14 protein-coding genes and 1 riboswitch are annotated in these 16,381 nt (G+C 59.0%); of the genes, 7 read left to right on the top strand and 7 right to left on the bottom strand.

The features are described from left to right. The first annotated feature begins 216 nt into the window (after positions 1-216). Genes EN949_RS22485 through EN949_RS22470 form a run of 4 tightly spaced genes read left to right on the top strand, consistent with a single transcriptional unit; the run spans position 217 to position 4,196 of the window. On the top strand, positions 217-1,122 hold the full coding sequence (locus tag EN949_RS22485; RefSeq protein WP_127371780.1) for an ABC-three component system protein: 906 nt from the start codon (positions 217-219) through the stop codon (positions 1,120-1,122). Then, positions 1,119-1,631, top strand: a complete 513-nt coding sequence (locus EN949_RS22480; RefSeq protein WP_063169420.1) for a three component ABC system middle component — start codon at positions 1,119-1,121, stop codon at positions 1,629-1,631. Before EN949_RS22485 ends, EN949_RS22480 begins: the two co-directional genes overlap by 4 nt. Continuing rightward, positions 1,632-3,605 carry a DUF3732 domain-containing protein gene (locus EN949_RS22475; RefSeq protein ID WP_063169419.1) on the top strand — a complete coding sequence of 658 codons (1,974 nt, stop codon included), beginning with the start codon at positions 1,632-1,634 and terminating at the stop codon, positions 3,603-3,605. 24 nt (positions 3,606-3,629) lie between these two features. Next, on the top strand, positions 3,630-4,196 hold the full coding sequence (locus EN949_RS22470) for a hypothetical protein (protein ID WP_063169418.1): 567 nt from the start codon (positions 3,630-3,632) through the stop codon (positions 4,194-4,196). Between the two features lie 905 nt (positions 4,197-5,101). On the opposite strand, the gene EN949_RS22465 is transcribed toward EN949_RS22470, so the two are convergent. The 7 genes from EN949_RS22465 to EN949_RS22430 all read right to left on the bottom strand — a co-directional run bounded on the left by EN949_RS22465 (position 5,102) and on the right by EN949_RS22430 (position 11,085). Then, positions 5,102-5,917 carry a hydroxymethylpyrimidine/phosphomethylpyrimidine kinase gene (locus EN949_RS22465; RefSeq protein ID WP_063169417.1) on the bottom strand — a complete coding sequence of 272 codons (816 nt, stop codon included), beginning with the start codon at positions 5,915-5,917 and terminating at the stop codon, positions 5,102-5,104. Then, complete coding sequence (locus EN949_RS22460) at positions 5,908-6,513, bottom strand: thiamine phosphate synthase (protein WP_127371779.1); 606 nt, start codon at positions 6,511-6,513, stop codon at positions 5,908-5,910. The genes EN949_RS22465 and EN949_RS22460 overlap by 10 nt, the downstream gene beginning before the upstream one ends. After that, positions 6,510-7,283: a thiazole synthase gene (locus EN949_RS22455; RefSeq protein ID WP_024504259.1), complete on the bottom strand. Its 774-nt coding sequence runs from the start codon at positions 7,281-7,283 to the stop codon at positions 6,510-6,512. The genes EN949_RS22460 and EN949_RS22455 overlap by 4 nt, the downstream gene beginning before the upstream one ends. Before the next feature lies 1 nt (position 7,284). Next, complete coding sequence (gene thiS / locus EN949_RS22450; protein ID WP_024504260.1) at positions 7,285-7,482, bottom strand: sulfur carrier protein ThiS; 198 nt, start codon at positions 7,480-7,482, stop codon at positions 7,285-7,287. After that, positions 7,451-8,452, bottom strand: coding sequence for a glycine oxidase ThiO (thiO, locus tag EN949_RS22445; RefSeq protein ID WP_063169415.1), 1,002 nt, complete (start codon positions 8,450-8,452; stop codon positions 7,451-7,453). Before thiO ends, thiS begins: the two co-directional genes overlap by 32 nt. Next, positions 8,449-10,284 (bottom strand): phosphomethylpyrimidine synthase ThiC, encoded by a 1,836-nt coding sequence (thiC, locus tag EN949_RS22440; protein WP_063169414.1) that lies wholly within the window; start codon positions 10,282-10,284, stop codon positions 8,449-8,451. The genes thiO and thiC overlap by 4 nt, the downstream gene beginning before the upstream one ends. Before the next feature lie 103 nt (positions 10,285-10,387). Further along, positions 10,388-10,504, bottom strand: a riboswitch (TPP riboswitch). Between the two features lie 317 nt (positions 10,505-10,821). Continuing rightward, the gene (locus EN949_RS22430; protein ID WP_082826710.1) at positions 10,822-11,085 is read right to left on the bottom strand and encodes a hypothetical protein; all 264 of its coding nucleotides are present in this window, start codon (positions 11,083-11,085) and stop codon (positions 10,822-10,824) included. A gap of 491 nt (positions 11,086-11,576) precedes the next feature. Here EN949_RS22430 and EN949_RS22425 point away from each other — a divergent pair, with 491 nt between their 5' ends. From EN949_RS22425 to EN949_RS22415, 3 genes are read left to right on the top strand one after another with little or no spacing between them, the layout of a single operon-like run. Continuing rightward, positions 11,577-12,914, top strand: coding sequence for a metallophosphoesterase (locus tag EN949_RS22425; protein WP_063169413.1), 1,338 nt, complete (start codon positions 11,577-11,579; stop codon positions 12,912-12,914). 2 nt (positions 12,915-12,916) lie between these two features. Further along, on the top strand, positions 12,917-14,983 hold the full coding sequence (locus EN949_RS22420) for a hypothetical protein (RefSeq protein WP_063169412.1): 2,067 nt from the start codon (positions 12,917-12,919) through the stop codon (positions 14,981-14,983). Next, complete coding sequence (locus tag EN949_RS22415; RefSeq protein ID WP_063169411.1) at positions 14,980-16,035, top strand: hypothetical protein; 1,056 nt, start codon at positions 14,980-14,982, stop codon at positions 16,033-16,035. Before EN949_RS22420 ends, EN949_RS22415 begins: the two co-directional genes overlap by 4 nt. The last annotated feature ends 346 nt before the right edge of the window (positions 16,036-16,381 follow it).

Here is a 16,381-nt window from a genome sequence, read left to right as displayed (position 1 = left end):
TACCTCGGCTATGCGCTTCAACCTGTACGCCTTTGCTTTCACCTGCTCAACGCGCCTAGCGGCGCCTTGGTCTCTCTTGAACATTTAGACGATGTGGCGGTTCACCTGGTCGGCGGCGAAGTCGTTCTTTAGCAAAGCAAGAGCGCACTGAAGCAAAATCCGATATCCGACTGGGCTGCGGACCTGTGGAAGTCTCTGGCCAACTGGCTCAGCTTCATGGCGGCGGGAGAGATCGACCCGGCGACCAGCCATTTCCGGCTATATGTCACACCGGTGAAGGCGGGTGCCTTCGCGATCGCGCTGAACGACGCGAAAACAGATGCCGACGTGGAGGCGCTGGTCGCTAACCTCGCCAAAGCCCACAGCAAGCTGAAAGCTGCACCGGCATGCGACGCCGACGTCCAAGCTTTCCTGAACGCTGATGCGGCTCATTGCGCCGCCTTGGTCAAGAATCTCGCCGTTATCAGCGTCGATGCAGATCCCGTCGATCCGATACGCGCGATCTTCAAGCCGACGGTCTCTCCGCTCATCATCGACCTAGTGTGCGAACGCGCGATCGGCGCTGCGAAGGAGGCGGCGGACAGGCTGATTAGAGCTGGCAAGCCCGCCATCTTGGACGTGGACGCGTTTCAGGCCGAGCAAAGAGCATTTGTTCAGAAGAACAACCTTCCAGGGCTGCTGTCGTCTTTCACCAAGCAACCGCCTGTCGAGGCCATCGAACAATTGATCGCCGACCGTCCCGCCTTCGTCCGCCAACTCGAGCTGATCGAGGTGGGAGACGAAGCGTGCGTCCGGGCTGTTAGCGATTACCTTAGGACGCTCGCCGACATCTCGATCTGGGGCGAAAGCGGGCTAATCTTTGAGAAGAACCTAAGTGACTGGGACGATGATCTTGTCGGTCGCTATGAGCACGTCAGTGCAGAGGTGCACGACATACAGGCCGGACACCCCGCAACGGTTCGTGGTAGAATAGTTTACAGGCGCTGCGCGCAGTTGCAGCCTCCACTCGATGGTCGAGTCGTCCCCGGTCATTTCGTCCACGGATCATTCAACGCCCTTGCCCACGGCCTGCGCCTCGGCTGGCATCCCGACTACCAGACTCTTTTGGAGCCAGCGACTTGATTGAGGCTGGCCGATCGCACCTACCGCTCAGCGACCTCGCCCTTGTCCAGAATCCAGGACTTGGGGCTTTCGCATTGTGGCAATTTGGCCAAGGTTTCCAGGCTGAGGACGAACGTCCAGCGCCGTTCGCCTTGGCGTTTCTCGTGCTGCCAATCGTCCTGCATCGCGCAACGCTCGAAATCGTGACTTCGACAAACCGACCCTCTGGACTGGCGCTCTTCGCGGCCAAGCTCGGGAAGGAACGGGAACAACTCCTCGCCGTCCACGAGCGAGCGCTGCTGCTGCGTACTCTGACATTGCAATCGGCCGCTGTCGGTGTGAGCGGGCGGCTGCTGTCCGTGGATTACAAGGATGCTACTTTAAGAGCAAACGTACCAGAACCGAAACCGAGGAGGCTCGTCCTTCCAGAGCGCGTCAAGCACCTCGGACCTGCCTCGGAGAAATTGGGTTTCTGGTTTTCGAACCTGGGGACCGCGCAGGTGGCCAACCTGTTACGGGTGGAGTTCTAGATGTATTTCCAGCTTCGAAAACTGATCCTTTGGCCCCGCAATGGTGCAGCGCCGCGGGTCGTCAAGTTCGAGCCCGGTGTCGTCAACGTCATCAGCGGCGCGTCGAAGACCGGGAAGTCCGCCGTTATCCCTATTGTTGATTACTGTCTGGGCTCGGAGAAATGCGCGATTCCGGTGGGCGTAATCCGCGAGAACTGCAGCTGGTTCGGCATTCTGATCGAGACGCTGGAGGGCGAAAAGCTCTTGGCGCGACGCGAACCGGGGGACCAACAGAGCACAGGCGACATGGTGCTGCTGGAGGGCGCACAGGTCGAAATTCCGGAGACGATCACCGACAAGACCACCAATGTCGACACGGTCAAGCGCGCGATGAACCGCCTGGCAGGACTGACTGACCTCGACTTCGAACCAGGTACAGAGAATGGATTCAAGCAAAGGCCAAGCTTCCGCGACCTCATGGCCTTCACGTTCCAACCTCAGAACGTGATCGCCAATCCCGACGTGATGTTTTTCAAGGCCGATACGACGGAACACCGGGAGAAGCTAAAGACCATCTTCCCGTACGTTCTGGGCGCGGTCACGGCAAAGATTCTCCAGGCGCGGTTTGAGATCGATCGGCTCCAGCGCAACCTCCGCCGGAAGGAGGCTGAGCTACGCGCGATCGTGTCGGCAACTGGCGCTTGGCGGGCGGAGGCGGAGGCGTGGCTGCGTCAGGCAGTCGAACTTGGCCTAGTCGATTCCTCCACTGAAGTGCCGAAGGACTGGAGTGACGTTGTTGACCTGCTTCGGCGCGTGTCGAACAGCAACTCAAGTCTTGCTCGACCAAGCCTGGCCGGCATCGATGTGGTGCTGACGCGTCTGGAAACCCTTCGTGCGTCGGAAACTGAAATCGCCGCGCGACTTACCGAGCATCGTCAGCGCCTGAACGAACTGCGCCGTCTGGTGGAGAGCAGCGAGGCGTACGGCGACGCCATGCGCATCCAACGTGACCGCTTGGACCTTTCCACGTGGCTGAGGGACTTGGCCGACGAGTTCGCCGATCCGTTGGTCGCACTCGGGGACGGCGGCCGCGAGAAGGTCTTGGCCCTTTGCGACAACCTCGGCGGTCTGGAGATCCGACTGCGGACCCACCCTGCGATGTCTAACACGCTTGACAAGGAAATCCTGCGCCAGCGCGGCGCCGCTGAAGCGGTCCTATCTGAGTTGAACGATGTCCGTAGCGAGATAGCGGTGCTGGAACGGGACTCTGACGTCGCCCGAGACGAGGCCAATCGCTTCGATAGGCTTGAGCGCTTCCTCGGTCGATTGGAGCAGGCGTTGCACGTCTACGACCGCGCCGACCAGTCGTCGGATTTGCGGCAGGAACTCACCTCGCTGCAGGCCGATATTGCAACGCTGCAAAAGACGATCTCCGAGGCCGACATCCAGCGCAAGCTATTCAACGCGTTGCACCAAGTCTCCCATCATGCCAATCGGCTGATTCCGCAGCTTGACGCGGAGTGGCCCGAGGCCCCGATTAGGCTGTTGATTGAAGACCTGACCGTCAAGGTGACTAGGGGAACGCGTGAGGACTACCTGTGGGAGATTGGCAGCGGCGCCAATTGGCTCGCGTATCACGTCGCACTAATGCTTGCGCTGCAGCACTACTTCCTGGCCGAACCTCATCACCCAGTCCCTGGTCAGCTGATCTTCGACCAACCTAGCCAAGTCTATTTTCCTAAGCGGGCGGCGGGCGACGAGGGCCCCGACCTCATCGCGTGGAGGGATCAGGACGTGGTCGCCGTCAGGAAGGTCTTTGCGCTCCTAGGCGCTGAGGTCATGGCCGCGAAAGGTCGCCTCCAGATCATCGTGCTGGATCATGCAGATGAGGACGTCTGGGGCAAGCTTCCCGGAGTCAAGTTGATTGAGGAATGGCGTGGACAGGCCCTCGTGCCTCAGGCTTGGATTGCCGCCGCATCTTCCAACGGTGGATAATAATCTGCTGCCAGAGGAGAAGGCATGGCGAACGTGGACGAGATCAACCGTCTGACGGCCCTTGGCTTGAACGTCATCACAGCCATGGATGTCGCGGAAGGAAAACTAGACGAAGCCTTCGAGGTCGCCCGCGCTCAGGAGAAACGCAAGGTCGACATCTGGTGCAAAGGAAGAAAGAACATTCCGGTTGCACTGACTGCGATATGGGACTGCGATCCTGCAAACTTCTATCTCGCGTTCGACGGCGATGATCCCAGCGACCACGCTTCGACGGATTTCATTCTTATCGACGCTGATGTCACTGACGTTGGCGGCAGGCTTACCTACGCCGCCAGCAGGGACAAGGGTCCTTGGCATCAACGTTACAAGAGCAAGAGCTGTGGGATCGCCTACCGATGGCTGCATGGCCGCGGTGTCACACCGCCTTTGCTCGGCGAGTACCAAGGCCAAGTTCACATCGTAGGAGGCATGCACCGCTTCCATCTTGCCAAGCACTATGGGACGACGCGCATGCCATTCCTCGTCCGGAGGGCCGAACTAGCCGCAGTAATGGCGTTGATCCCCTCGGCGACCGACACCGCCAACTCGTAATGGCGGGGACTGCAGAAAAGAAGCGAATGAGTTGCGAACTTACCGGGATCACTCCCCGAAAGCTGACCGACGGCTTCCGGCCCCGTTGCGGCCATTCTTACTCCCGCACTTTGGCTTTTCCAGCGCTAAACCGGCCTTGGGCGATGAATGGAAACGGTCAGATGTTCCCGGTCTGTGCTCGAAAAGTCGCATAAAAGGGCAGACTGGTGTGACGTCCGGAATTATTGGGCCTTTCACGGGTTTACCGGTCCCGAATTATCGGTTGCTGGCGGGCGGGCTATGCGATTGAAAACAGGAGAGTTTTCTGGCTAAGGGTGGGGTTTCAGACTGAGTTTACCAATGCCCTTAATGACGATTAATTCTGGATTGGCATCAGGTGATTGGGTTTGCGCAGAATATAGCCGCCCTTATTGGTAAACCCGCTCACGGTCGACAACGGATTGGTCAACCTAGGACGACAGGATTGGTAAACCGGAGCCGCCCTATCGACGAAGGTCTAGCTTGGCGCATTCACTGTCGCCGGTAGGCAGATATTCGGGCGACAATCGGGACCAGCGTGCGACGCCGCCAAGCGTGAGACACGTCGGCTACGCCGCAAATCGACACGGTTTGACCGGGCGCAATACCGCACCGATCTTCTAATCTCGGCTTAATTCCGGAGAGAGGCAGATAATTCCGGACGCCACACTGATTGGTAACCTAAGGCCACCCACCACGCGGATTGGTAGCCCACAGGAATAGGTTTGGTAACCCTTATCGAGTGAGGGCCGCTCGTACCTTTCGGCGGGTTCGTTTCAGTTCTAAGCCCGGCTTAATTCTGGACAACGACAGATAATTCTGGACGGCACAGTGGAACTCAACGCGTTGTAAGGATGGCATAGAGAAGCAGTAGCCCTCCAGTCTCGCTACTGGAAAAATTCTGGAAAATGGGTCTGCTTGGCTGGACGCAGAACGTTGTGATTATTCAGCCGGCATTTCTGAAGCTTCTCGAACACAAACAGCTTGCCTTCGCGCACGCTATCTTCGAGCGACTTCGCCTTCGCCAGATGCGCCGCAATCGCGCTGGCCAGCATGCAACCTGTTCCGCGCATCGATATAGCAAGGCGCGGCGTGTCGAAGTGGATGGGTTCATGATCGGAGCGTAACAGAATATCGGCCGATCGGGGACCCGACGCGTGCCCACCCTTGATCAGCAGGGCCTGAGGGCCGACGGCCTGCAGTCTTTGTCCTTGTTGGAGCGCACCGTCCTCATCCGAAGCCGGTTCGGAACCAGTAAGGAGCGCCAGTTCAGGAAGGTTGGGCGTGACAATGCAGCAAAGCGGCATCAAATCGCGCTTCATGGCAGCGATAGCGCCTGCTTCCAGAAGTGCGCGGCCTGAGGTGGAGGCCAGCACAGGGTCGAGTACTGCCGGCACTTGCGGAAATTTGCGCAGCACTGCGGCAACGGCAACAATGATCTTGGCAGTCGCCAGCATGCCGATCTTGATTGTGGCTACGTCGTTGGCCTGTAGCGCGGCACACATCTGATTGGCCACCATGCTGGGTGGCGAATGATGGATTTCGATCACGGCGTCGTGCGTTTGCACCGTTAGCGCTGTGACGGCGAGACAGGTGCGCACGCCAACGGCAGAGATCGTCTCGATGTCGCGTGCTATTCCAGCACCCCCGCTGGAATCTGATCCGCCAACGACAAGCACATGCGGTTCTCGTCTCATCGCCATCGGTCCGTCTTTTCGATCCATTCTCGCGTGCGCGCTTCGGGGTCGAAGCTCAACGTGATGTCCGTGACCACTGCGGCGCTGTTGGCGCCGGCCTCAAAGACGCCGTCGAGGCGGTCGGGGTTGAGGCCGCCGATGGCGACCAATGGGATCGGCGCCCCCCGCCGCTTCCACTCGCTGATCCGCTCTAGCCCTTGCGGTGCCCACTTCATTTTCTTCAAAGTGGTGGGATAGATCGGACCGAGCGCGACATAGTCGGGCTCGGCAAACATGGCCGTTTCCAGCTCGACATGATCATGCGTGCTCAATCCGAGCCTGACGCCCGCTGCCCGTATCCTCGAGAGGTCGGCCGTTTGCAAATCCTCCTGGCCCAGATGCACGAAATCGCAGCCTTCCTCGATTGCCAGGCGCCAATAATCATTGATGATGAGCTGGCTTTTGTGTTGGACACACCAGGCCTTCGACTTGCGGATCTCCGCGCGCAGCCCGGTTTCATCCATGGTTTTGATGCGAAGCTGAATCAGCTTGACGCCGAGCGGCGCCAACCTTTCGATCCAGGCGGCGCTGTCGACGATCAGGTAGAAGGGATCGAGCTTCATGAAAAAACGGCCCTGCCGACCATCGGTGTCGATGGCACGGCGACGTCGCGCGGTTCGAGCATTCCCGAACTGAACGCCTCACGACCGGCGTCGACCGCCTTACCGAAAGCACGCGCCATGCCGACCGGATCTGCCGCCTTGGCGACCGCTGTGTTCAGGAGCACGGCGTCAAAGCCGAGTTCCATGACGGTGGCCGCGTGCGACGGCCGTCCGAGCCCCGCATCCACAATCAGCGGGACGCCAGGGAAATATCCGCGCATCGAGCGCAGCGCCGTCATGTTGACCGGTCCCAAGGCGGAACCGATCGGTGCGCACCACGGCATCAGGACCTTGCAGCCCGCTTCCAGCAGCCGCTCGGCGACAACGAGATCGTCGGTGGTATAGGGGAATACCGCAAAGCCGTCCTCGCACAGGATGCGGGCGGCTTCAACCAGACCGAACACATCCGGCTGTAGCGTGTCGTGATTGCCGATCACTTCGAGCTTGATCCAGTTGGTGCCGAAGACCTCGCGCGCCATTTTCGCGGTGGTGACGGCTTCCTTGACGGAGAGGCAGCCGGCGGTATTGGGCAGGGTTCTGGCGCCCAGCGAGCGGATCAACGACCAGAATTGTTCGCCGGCCCTACCGCCCGCCATCTCACGCCGCAACGAGACGGTCACCACCGACGTGCCCGATGCCTTGACTGCATCGGCAAGGATGGCCGGCGAAGGATACTGAGCCGTGCCGAGAAGCAGGCGCGACGAAAGCTCGGTTCCATAAAGCTCCAACATGCTAGCCGCCCTGCATGGGCGAGAGGATTTCGATCCGGTCGCCGTCGCTCAACTGGAACTCCGCGCGGTTGGCTTTGTGCACGAGGTCGCTGTTGACGGCGGTGGCGAGCCAATCGCCCTCATAGTCGAGCGCGGCAAGCAACTCGGCCAGCGTGGTGGCGGCAATCTCACGCGCCTCGCCGTTGACCATCAGTTTCATGAGCATGCTCCTTGGTTCTGTCTTGACTGAAAACCAGGTCGGCAGCCTGGCGCGCCATGGCGGGGGCGAGGAGAAAACCGTGACGATAAAGACCGTTGATCGCGATGATCTCACCGTCTGTTTCGACGCGTGGCAAATTGTCGGGAAATGCCGGACGGACACCCACACCGGTTTCAACGATCTCGGCCTCACCAAAGGCCGGATGGAGGGCATGGGCGGCGCCCAGCAGCTCCATCATGGAACGCGCCGTCACCGGTCCGGCGCTCTGGCTTTCAATCATCGTCGCTCCGATCATGAAACGGTGATCGGTGCGCGGCACGGCATAAAGCGGAAAGCGTGGATGAAGCAAACGGACCGGCCGCGACAGCGAGACATCAGGCGTGCGAAGGATCAGCATTTCGCCGCGAACACCGCGCAGCCTGTCATCGGCCGCTGCCATTCCCATGCAGTCTATCTGACGGGCGAATCCCGAAACAGGCCGGGCGTCGCAGCCGAAGTGGAATTTGACACCCATGGTCGCAAGCTTGTCATGAAGTGCCGCCATCGCCGGGCGTGGGTCGAGGTGAGCCTCGTCGGGGAAGAGCAATCCACGCCGGAAGCGGCCGGCGAGGTCGGGTTCCAGGAGCGCAATTTCGTTTTCATCGACGCGCCGATGCCCTGACGTGCGACTGGCGAACCGGTCAAGCTCACCGGCATCACGCGGCGCGGCCACGACCAATGTCCCGGCCCGTGTCACCTGACCCGACAGCACCGCATCCCACCAGTCGGCAGCATCGCGTCCGAGATCCAGCACCGGCTGCTCCGCGCTTTCGCGCTCGCACCATGGCGCCAGCATGCCGCCGGCGAACCACGACGCGTTGCCACCAAGGCCATGCCGCATCTCGGCGACGGTGACCGTCGCGCCGCGGGCGGCGAGTTCGAAAGCGACGGTGAGGCCGGCAACGCCGGCCCCTTTGACGAGCACCCTCATGATGGTTTGGGAGCCTCTGGCACGACCGGTACGCCAGTCTCGTCCGCCTGCATGTAGAGATCGCCGCCCTCCCGGTATTTTGCCGCCATTGCCGCCATGCCTTCCTTCTGGGCCTCGGCACGGATGTCGTGGGAAATGCGCATGGAGCAGAATTTCGGCCCGCACATCGAACAAAAATGTGCCAGCTTGTGCGCCTCCTTGGGCAAGGTCTGGTCGTGGAAGGACCGTGCGGTTTCGGGGTCGAGCGACAGGTTGAACTGGTCCTCCCAGCGGAACTCGAAGCGCGCGCGCGAAAGGGCATCATCCCTGGTTTTCGCTGCCGGATGGCCCTTCGCCAGATCGGCTGCATGGGCGGCTATCTTGTAGGTGATCACGCCAATCTTGACGTCGTTGCGGTCGGGAAGGCCGAGATGCTCTTTCGGCGTGACGTAGCAAAGCATTGCGGTGCCGAACCAGCCTATCATGGCGGCACCTATCCCTGAGGTGATGTGGTCATAGCCCGGCGCGATGTCGGTCGTCAGCGGCCCCAACGTGTAGAACGGCGCCTCACCGCACACTGCGAGCTGCTTGTCCATGTTCTGCTTGATCTTGTGCATGGGGACATGGCCCGGGCCTTCGATCATCACCTGGCAGTCCTTTGCCCAGGCAATCTTGGTGAGTTCTCCAAGTGTTTCCAGTTCGGCGAATTGCGCCGCGTCGTTCGCATCGGCGATTGAACCGGGACGAAGGCCGTCGCCGAGCGAGAAGGAGACGTCATAGGCTCTGGCGATGTCGCAGATCTCCTCGAAATGCTCGTAGAGGAAGCTCTCCCGGTGATGGTGCAGGCACCATTTGGCCATGATCGAGCCGCCGCGCGAGACGATGCCCGTGACCCGGTCGACGGTCAGCGGGATGTAGTGCAGCCGCACGCCGGCGTGGATGGTGAAATAGTCGACGCCTTGCTCGGCCTGCTCGATCAGCGTGTCGCGGTAGACCTCCCAGTTCAGATCCTCGGCGATGCCGTTGACCTTTTCCAGCGCCTGATAGAGCGGCACCGTACCGATCGGCACCGGCGCATTGCGCACGATCCAGTCGCGGATGTTGTGGATGTTGCGGCCGGTCGACAGGTCCATCACCGTGTCCGCGCCCCAGCGGATAGCCCAGACCATTTTTTCGACCTCTTCGGCCATCGACGATGTGACAGCCGAGTTACCGATGTTGGCGTTGATCTTGACCAGAAAATTGCGACCGATGATCATCGGCTCGCTCTCGGGATGATTGATGTTGGCGGGAATGATTGCGCGCCCGCGCGCCACCTCGTCGCGCACGAATTCGGGTGTGACGAAATCTGGGATCGCCGCGCCGAAGGCTTCGCCGTCGCGTTGCAGCTTGCCGCGCATCACCTCGCGGCCGAGATTCTCGCGGATGGCTACGAACTCCATTTCTGGCGTGATGATGCCGGCGCGCGCATAGGCAAGTTGGGTCACCGCCTTGCCCTGCTTGGCCTTGAGCGGCCGATTGCGTATCGGAAATTCCGGTGTCAGGCGCTCGCCGGTGGCGAATCCATTGTCTTCCGGCCGGACGTGGCGGCCGTCATAGGCTTCGACATCGCCACGCGCCGTGACCCATTCGTGGCGAAGCCGGGCAAGGCCTTTTTCGATGCTGGTTTCGACTGATGGATCGGTGTAGGGGCCGGACGGATCGTAGACGGTGACGGGCGGTTCGCCGGCCGTCGGATGGACGGAAATCTCGCGCATCGGCACCCTGATCTGCGGGTAGAGGACGCCGGGCTTGTGGATTTTCCGCGAGGCGGGCAGTGGTCCCGTCGATACGGCGGGGGTGAGGGCATTCATCGTGAGGCTCCTTTGCTCATGCATTGGAGACCCAGTTCTGTGCCGGAAGGATGAAAAGACGCTTCTGTAGACCTGCTGCAACAGGACCTCGGGCGTAAACTCCCGCAAAGCGCTTGCACCGTCCCTACGCCAGTATGAACTGGATCAGGTTCAACGGGTCACTGCGCCGCGAAAGCCAGCAGTATCTCAGCCCCTTGCCGGGACTCCCCTGGTGAATGCCTTAGGTTGAACGGGCTGACGCTATCTTGTCAAGCGCATTCGGGCGCCTTCGGCCGGTGGCGACGACCGGCGGCCAGCCGGGCGGAGAGCTCGCGCATGCATCGGGGACAAGTCACGCCCCGTAGACCGGGGCTGAATGGCCAAAGCCTCATTCGCTTCGTGAAGGATGGAGAAACTGTATTGGCCATGTGCGCGTATCGACCAAGTAGCTCAGGCGGTCACGGATGTGGTTATTCTGGTCGAAGGTGACGAACGGCCTTGGGGGTCACCTCCTTTAGGATTCAGAGGTTGGAAGACGGCTTCTCGCGATCACGGCCATCAGGAAATACCTGTCTTCGGCTCAACCTCGACATGGCGTCCGATCGACCGCAGATATACAGCTATCTCGTTCATGAGATGATCGCGTTCGCCGTAGATTTCAGCAATCCTACGCAGCTGTGGCTCGACGGCCCTCCGTTGCGCTGGCGTGAAATCAGCATCGCCAAAGACGTATCCCAAGTTGCCAATCGCGCAAATTTTGCAGCCGGCGTCCACAACTGCTTGTACGAATGCCGGAATGTCTTTTTCTTGCATGGTCTTCATGTCGAACCTCTCGTGAATGGCGTGCTTGCGCCCCAATCTGCCTTTTCAGCGTGTCCTCTGGGCGGCGCAAGCCCTGAGCGTGACTGTGCACGGGCAACCTCGACTATCCCATCTGCCACGCTCTTTAGAATCGGTGGGGTCTGGTGATCGCAGGCTGGGCCACTCAAAAGCCTGCAAGAAGAAAGTCATGGCGACCATTGCTCAAGATCGCAAGGGTGCGTGCAAGACCTTCCGTTGGCAGTCATGCACGCTCGCTCAGAGATAGTCCGGCCGCGGAAATTCTCCCTTATTCGTAAGAAAGCTCATTGAGCAACTGGGCATTGAGCAACTGGGTCTCACGTCACGGGTCTCGTGTGCTTCACAGCCGAAAAATAGCCGCCGTGGCAATTCTCGAAAAGTGCAGGCTACCTCGTTAAGGACACTGCGGATGATCGTTCGCGCTTGGCAAAAGCGAACGGATTAGTCTATGGCTCTCGGCAGGGGGGCGAGTTATGCGGCGGGTGCGAATCCTTCAAGTAGGCGATATTCACTATCCGGACTGGCATCCTTCCTCTAGCAACATCGATGCCAAGGATAGCAAGTTCGCTCCGAAAATAACGCAGAAGCTACGCGCGTCTTCGCTGCGTGCCGTCTTGACGAAACTTCGGCGGCTGACGACTTCGAAGCCCTTGGATTCGATCGCCTTCATGGGGGATTTCACGAGCCGTGGCGACAAGACCTTCATTGCTTCGGCATTCCAGCATTTCACGTTGCTCTGCCGCGCACAGGGACGCAGTTCAAAGGCGCTTCCGTTGATATTCGTACCGGGAAATCACGATGTGAACCGTGATGACGCGCGCGAACTTGGACCGACTGAGAAATTCAGCGAAATGGCGAGTTTAGCCGCCCGCTTGGGTTGGCAGACCGTTCCCGTGGACCAACCCGTGCACTTCAGACTTCCGACAGGATCCGCAGGCGCAAACTTCATCCTCGTCAACACAGCGATAGGCAGTTGGGAGCTTCAAAACCTTCCCGCGTTCCTTCGTGATCGTCTCGAGGCACTCAGTCCTTCTACAGAGCCTCTAGATCTCGGCTCGCCGGACATCTCGGGACATTCGCCCGCGACACCTCCCAGCGATCCAGACAAGGAGGCGTCCGACGACGAGTATTACGGTCAGATGGACACGCCATACATCTCGCGTGAGATGCTTGCAGGCCTACAGGAATTGCTCCAGCAGCCCGACATGCGTTACGGCATCATAATCGGCCATCACAATCTGCTGCCACAAAAGACTCCGCGCATTACGCCATACGCGGAGATGCTCAACAGCGGATTTGTCAGAACTCAGCTGCTGCAGGGCAACAAGCCTATCGTCTACCTGCATGGACACATACATGCTGATCCGGTCGAGATCGTCAACGATCCAAGGTTTCCGGACGGCAAATTGATCTGCATCTCAGCACCAGAGATACAGTCAGGTTTCAATGAGCTCGTCTTCTTCACGACCGATCAGGGAGAGCTCGTCGGCATCCGACTTATACCCTACCGCACCAATGTCGCCGACGGGACGGTCATGGAAGGCGAACATTGCTTTATTTCGACCATGTCCAACGGCAAGGCCTTTCTGAACAACGACACGTTTGACCTGCTGCGCCGACTGCGCGACCATGCCACCAGGCGCGGGAATGGGTTACTCTTCTGGGACGAGATCACTGAGATTGCTGCCTCCGCCGAGCTCGGGCTAGATCTGGAAGACTCTCTTCTGATGCTCCAAGCGGCGCGCTTCATCGAGATAGACGGCCTCACCAAGGCAAACTCGGCTTGGCGCATTAAGGTAAGGGACGAATAGCGATGGAGAATCCGTTCGGCCCCAACAGGATCGAGTACGAAAGCCGCCCGATACTGTGGTTCAGTCAGAAGTCGGCGTTGATTTCTGCCGCCGCCAAGCCGGTCTTCGTCGCAGGGACGAGAGGCAGCGGCAAGACCAGCATTCTTCGCTCGCTTTCCACAGTCCATATTCTTGAAGACAAAAGTCTCTCGGACCAAGTCGGCAAGCTCGCTTGGTATGGCGTCTTCTTCCAGCTCAATGAGACATTCTCGCCCCTAATCGACAACGCCGTTCTGAACCTCATTCCGGAGCGGATACGCTTCGACACGGCCGCCGTGATCCCGCGGCAATTCGTAATCTTCTCTCACTATCTGGAGCTGAAGATAGTCGAACGCCTGCTCGAGAGCATCGGCCAGCTCAGACGCGACGGCCACTTGAAATACCGGGCCTCCGAAGATAGGGACGTCGCCCTGGCACTGCATCGCGAAGTGCTGCACTTCATACCCCAACCTGCCCGTCTCGACTTCTTCAGCATCGATGAGCTGCGGGGTGGGATAACCCGGTACGTCGACGAATGCTTCAACGCGTTCTTCTTTGCCGCCGATGCCGGAGCGACCGGCTTCAGAGCAACAGACCCTGGCGCGATCATTAACAAGGTCGCGACCGCGATCACTCCACTTTTAAATGGCCCATCTTTCGCCGGTGACAGGGCGCCCTTCTTCAAGATACTGATTGACGACTGTGAAGCACTGACACCGCTCCAACAGCAGTTCCTGAACACCTTGGTGAGAAAGACGCGCGGCAACGTGAAATGGGTCCTCGCCTACATCGGCGGCCTCTACGACACGATCCGGACGATCATACCCGGCCAGTCGCTCTCGAATGCTGACCGGGACGTCGAGAATCTTGATTCAGTCGATCCGAGGGAGTTCGCCACGCTGTGCGAGAACGTGTCGTCGCTTCGGCTGTACTATGCGCTTCCTGACCATCTGCGGAGTGATCTCGAGCGCAACGATGCGCTCAGCGCGTTTTCGCTCAAAAACCGGCTGGGGCGGCTTTCCGTCAATGACATCATCGAGCGGGTTATCATATCGGGTCATTCCGAGGGCAGAGAAGAGCTTGTGGCACTTGCTGATGCAGCACGTGAATTCCTCTCCGTGAATTTGAGGACGGCGGATCAGCAGCAATTCCTTCTTGATCGAAAAGCGCGCCCTTATGCCGAAGGGCTGGCGCTCGCGCTCATGAACCCGGAAATTAAGCGCCGGCCCATGAGCAAGGCGGATGCTTCAAATCTGAAGAGGTCGATCGCCCGGAAACAGGGATGGGCTTTTCTGAAAGCGTGCCAGATGCTGCGTCTGCATGACTACCCGTACGTAGGGCACCAGATCATCACATCATTGAGCGACGTCTGTATACGCGATTTCCTTGATATAATGGGAGAGATCTTCCGCCGCAGTGTTCCGAGTTCCAGTGATCCACGAAAACTGGTGGAATTCATCAACTCGGATTTACAGATTCATCTCGAACAGCAGAGACAGGCTGTGAACGCCGCCTCTCAACGGAAGCTTGATGGACTTCAGGCGCTTTCACATCCGTACGAAGAAGAGAGCGTGCGCATGGTGCGGGCGTTGGGTTACCTGACCGCTCGCCTCCAGACAGAGTTTGCCGAAGAAAATGCTCTAGGAACGACAGAGAGAGGCATTTTCAGGGTTGATCTAAAGGAAATGCGCTCGCTGGTGAACCGACTGGAGCAACCCAGCGGAAAACTGGACGAGGTCCTGCGTCGGGCGGAAAGGGATGGGTTTATCCGGGAGGTCTCCGCCGCCGGCAACTTTGAGGTGGACCGCGCCGACCCCGCATCGAAGGAGATGATGATCAGATTGCATCGGCGATTTGCACCTTACTTCGGGTTCTCCTATCGCGGCCCGTACGAAATCAACACAATCCCTGCGGCGCGGATGGTCGACCTGCTTTTTACCAGGCATCGGCTCCCAGAAGACTGGGCCGACTCGGTGTTTAAGGAGCTCGTCGCGCGGCCCGCACTCAAGACCGAATTCCAGCACTCGCTTTTCGAGAGCGATCTCGAATGACCGCTTCAACTGTCGAGTATCGAGTCTTCGGCCATCTGGCCGTCACCGAGAAGGCGAGAGATGCAGGTACCTGCGAAACGATGGAGGCAGATATCGCGATCGTCGCGCTTGGATGGGAAACGCGTTTCGCCGCGTTCGAAAACCATCTTGACCTGAAGGTCGGCAAGATCGTGGTTCTGGACTTTGCTCTGAAGGAAGCGAACGTCCCAGCCGTCGAAGAAAACCGGCGAAAGCTCATCGCTATGGGTACCCGATGGGGCGTCGAAGTGACTGTGATCACCCTCGAGCCTTCCATCGAGTATCAGAAGAACATCAATCTCCTCGATCACCTGCTCACTCAGATGGCCGCTTCATGTGGCTCATACGAAGGAAGCCTGCGGAAGGTTTTCGTCGAGTGCTCGACGATGCCGCGAATCTACATCCAATGGCTGATTGCGGTGGCATTCAAGAAAATGTCGATTCAGTCTCTCGAATTCGGGTACGCCGAAGGTATCTACGGGAACGCGATCGGCAAAGAGGATTTTTCCAGCGGCTTGGACCGATACGTCACCGTCCCTCATCTTCAAGGCAGCGGAGGAATGGGCGAAGAGAAAGTCCTGCTCGTGGGGATCGGAGGAGATGCCGACGTATTCTACGGATTGATCGATATCGTCAGTCCGGAACGGATCTCGCTCCTCGTCCCAAGAAGCGACAAGAATGCGCATATCGATGCTTTGCTCGATCAACAGGTGGCCAAGGTACGTGAAACCCACCGGCTCGAAGATGGCGAAGTTCGCGACATCCAGGCTTTCGGGCTGATGGCCCACCTCGATGCTTTCGAGACGTATCTCGACGGGTTCGGCTCGCGTGCGGTGGTGAACGTTTTTGTCAGCGGCCCGAAGGTTCAGGCCATCGCTGCTGCCGTGCTCGCCTGCTCCGACAGCCGCGTCCATCTCAAGGCAAGAATTCCCACCTCCTATGCCCATCGTGAAGTCTCAGCGAATGGGCGGTATCATATCTATAGGCTGATTGACCTGACATCCCCTGCCTGCAGCCTTCCCGGGACGTTCTGACACTATCTTGCATTCGAGTAGCATCATGGTCCCAGTAGCCGTTCCGCCAAGCCTTCAGCGCATGTTCGTGTCGCCCGATCCGGTCGATGGGGGGCTAATTCCCACTTGGAAGCTGCTCTACATCAGATCAGGGGGGAATGCAGACTGGCAGAATTCCGTCTAATTAGCGACTAGCTAAAACATATACTCAGGCGAGACTGTTCAGCATAGAAATAGTGAGTCGGCCGTGAACTATCCGCAAGCCATTGATCTGGCCTGTTGATTGAGGCGGATAGCGGCTTTGGAATTGCAGGATTAGCGGTATTTGGACGCTGTTTTCCTGCAATTCGGTTTTGCGATTCCCTTG

This window comes from Mesorhizobium sp. M7A.F.Ca.US.007.01.2.1, from assembly GCF_003998165.1.
Taxonomy (GTDB): Bacteria; Pseudomonadota; Alphaproteobacteria; order Rhizobiales; family Rhizobiaceae; genus Mesorhizobium; species Mesorhizobium ciceri.
Note: the sequence above shows the minus strand (reverse complement) of the source record. Positions and strands in the feature narration are given on the sequence as shown.

Bases quoted from the DNA above. Each gene is read 5' to 3' on its own strand.
- EN949_RS22485 (WP_127371780.1), top strand. From the start codon at position 217: ATGGCGGCGGGAGAGATCGACCCGGCGACCAGCCATTTCCGGCTATAT.
- EN949_RS22475 (WP_063169419.1), top strand. From the start codon at position 1,632: ATGTATTTCCAGCTTCGAAAACTGATCCTTTGGCCCCGCAATGGTGCA.
- EN949_RS22470 (WP_063169418.1), top strand. From the start codon at position 3,630: ATGGCGAACGTGGACGAGATCAACCGTCTGACGGCCCTTGGCTTGAAC.
- EN949_RS22465 (WP_063169417.1), bottom strand. From the start codon at position 5,917: ATGGCGATGAGACGAGAACCGCATGTGCTTGTCGTTGGCGGATCAGAT.
- EN949_RS22460 (WP_127371779.1), bottom strand. From the start codon at position 6,513: ATGAAGCTCGATCCCTTCTACCTGATCGTCGACAGCGCCGCCTGGATC.
- EN949_RS22455 (WP_024504259.1), bottom strand. From the start codon at position 7,283: ATGTTGGAGCTTTATGGAACCGAGCTTTCGTCGCGCCTGCTTCTCGGC.
- thiS (WP_024504260.1), bottom strand. From the start codon at position 7,482: ATGAAACTGATGGTCAACGGCGAGGCGCGTGAGATTGCCGCCACCACG.
- thiO (WP_063169415.1), bottom strand. From the start codon at position 8,452: ATGAGGGTGCTCGTCAAAGGGGCCGGCGTTGCCGGCCTCACCGTCGCT.
- thiC (WP_063169414.1), bottom strand. From the start codon at position 10,284: ATGAATGCCCTCACCCCCGCCGTATCGACGGGACCACTGCCCGCCTCG.
- EN949_RS22430 (WP_082826710.1), bottom strand. From the start codon at position 11,085: ATGAAGACCATGCAAGAAAAAGACATTCCGGCATTCGTACAAGCAGTT.
- EN949_RS22425 (WP_063169413.1), top strand. From the start codon at position 11,577: ATGCGGCGGGTGCGAATCCTTCAAGTAGGCGATATTCACTATCCGGAC.
- EN949_RS22420 (WP_063169412.1), top strand. From the start codon at position 12,917: ATGGAGAATCCGTTCGGCCCCAACAGGATCGAGTACGAAAGCCGCCCG.
- EN949_RS22415 (WP_063169411.1), top strand. From the start codon at position 14,980: ATGACCGCTTCAACTGTCGAGTATCGAGTCTTCGGCCATCTGGCCGTC.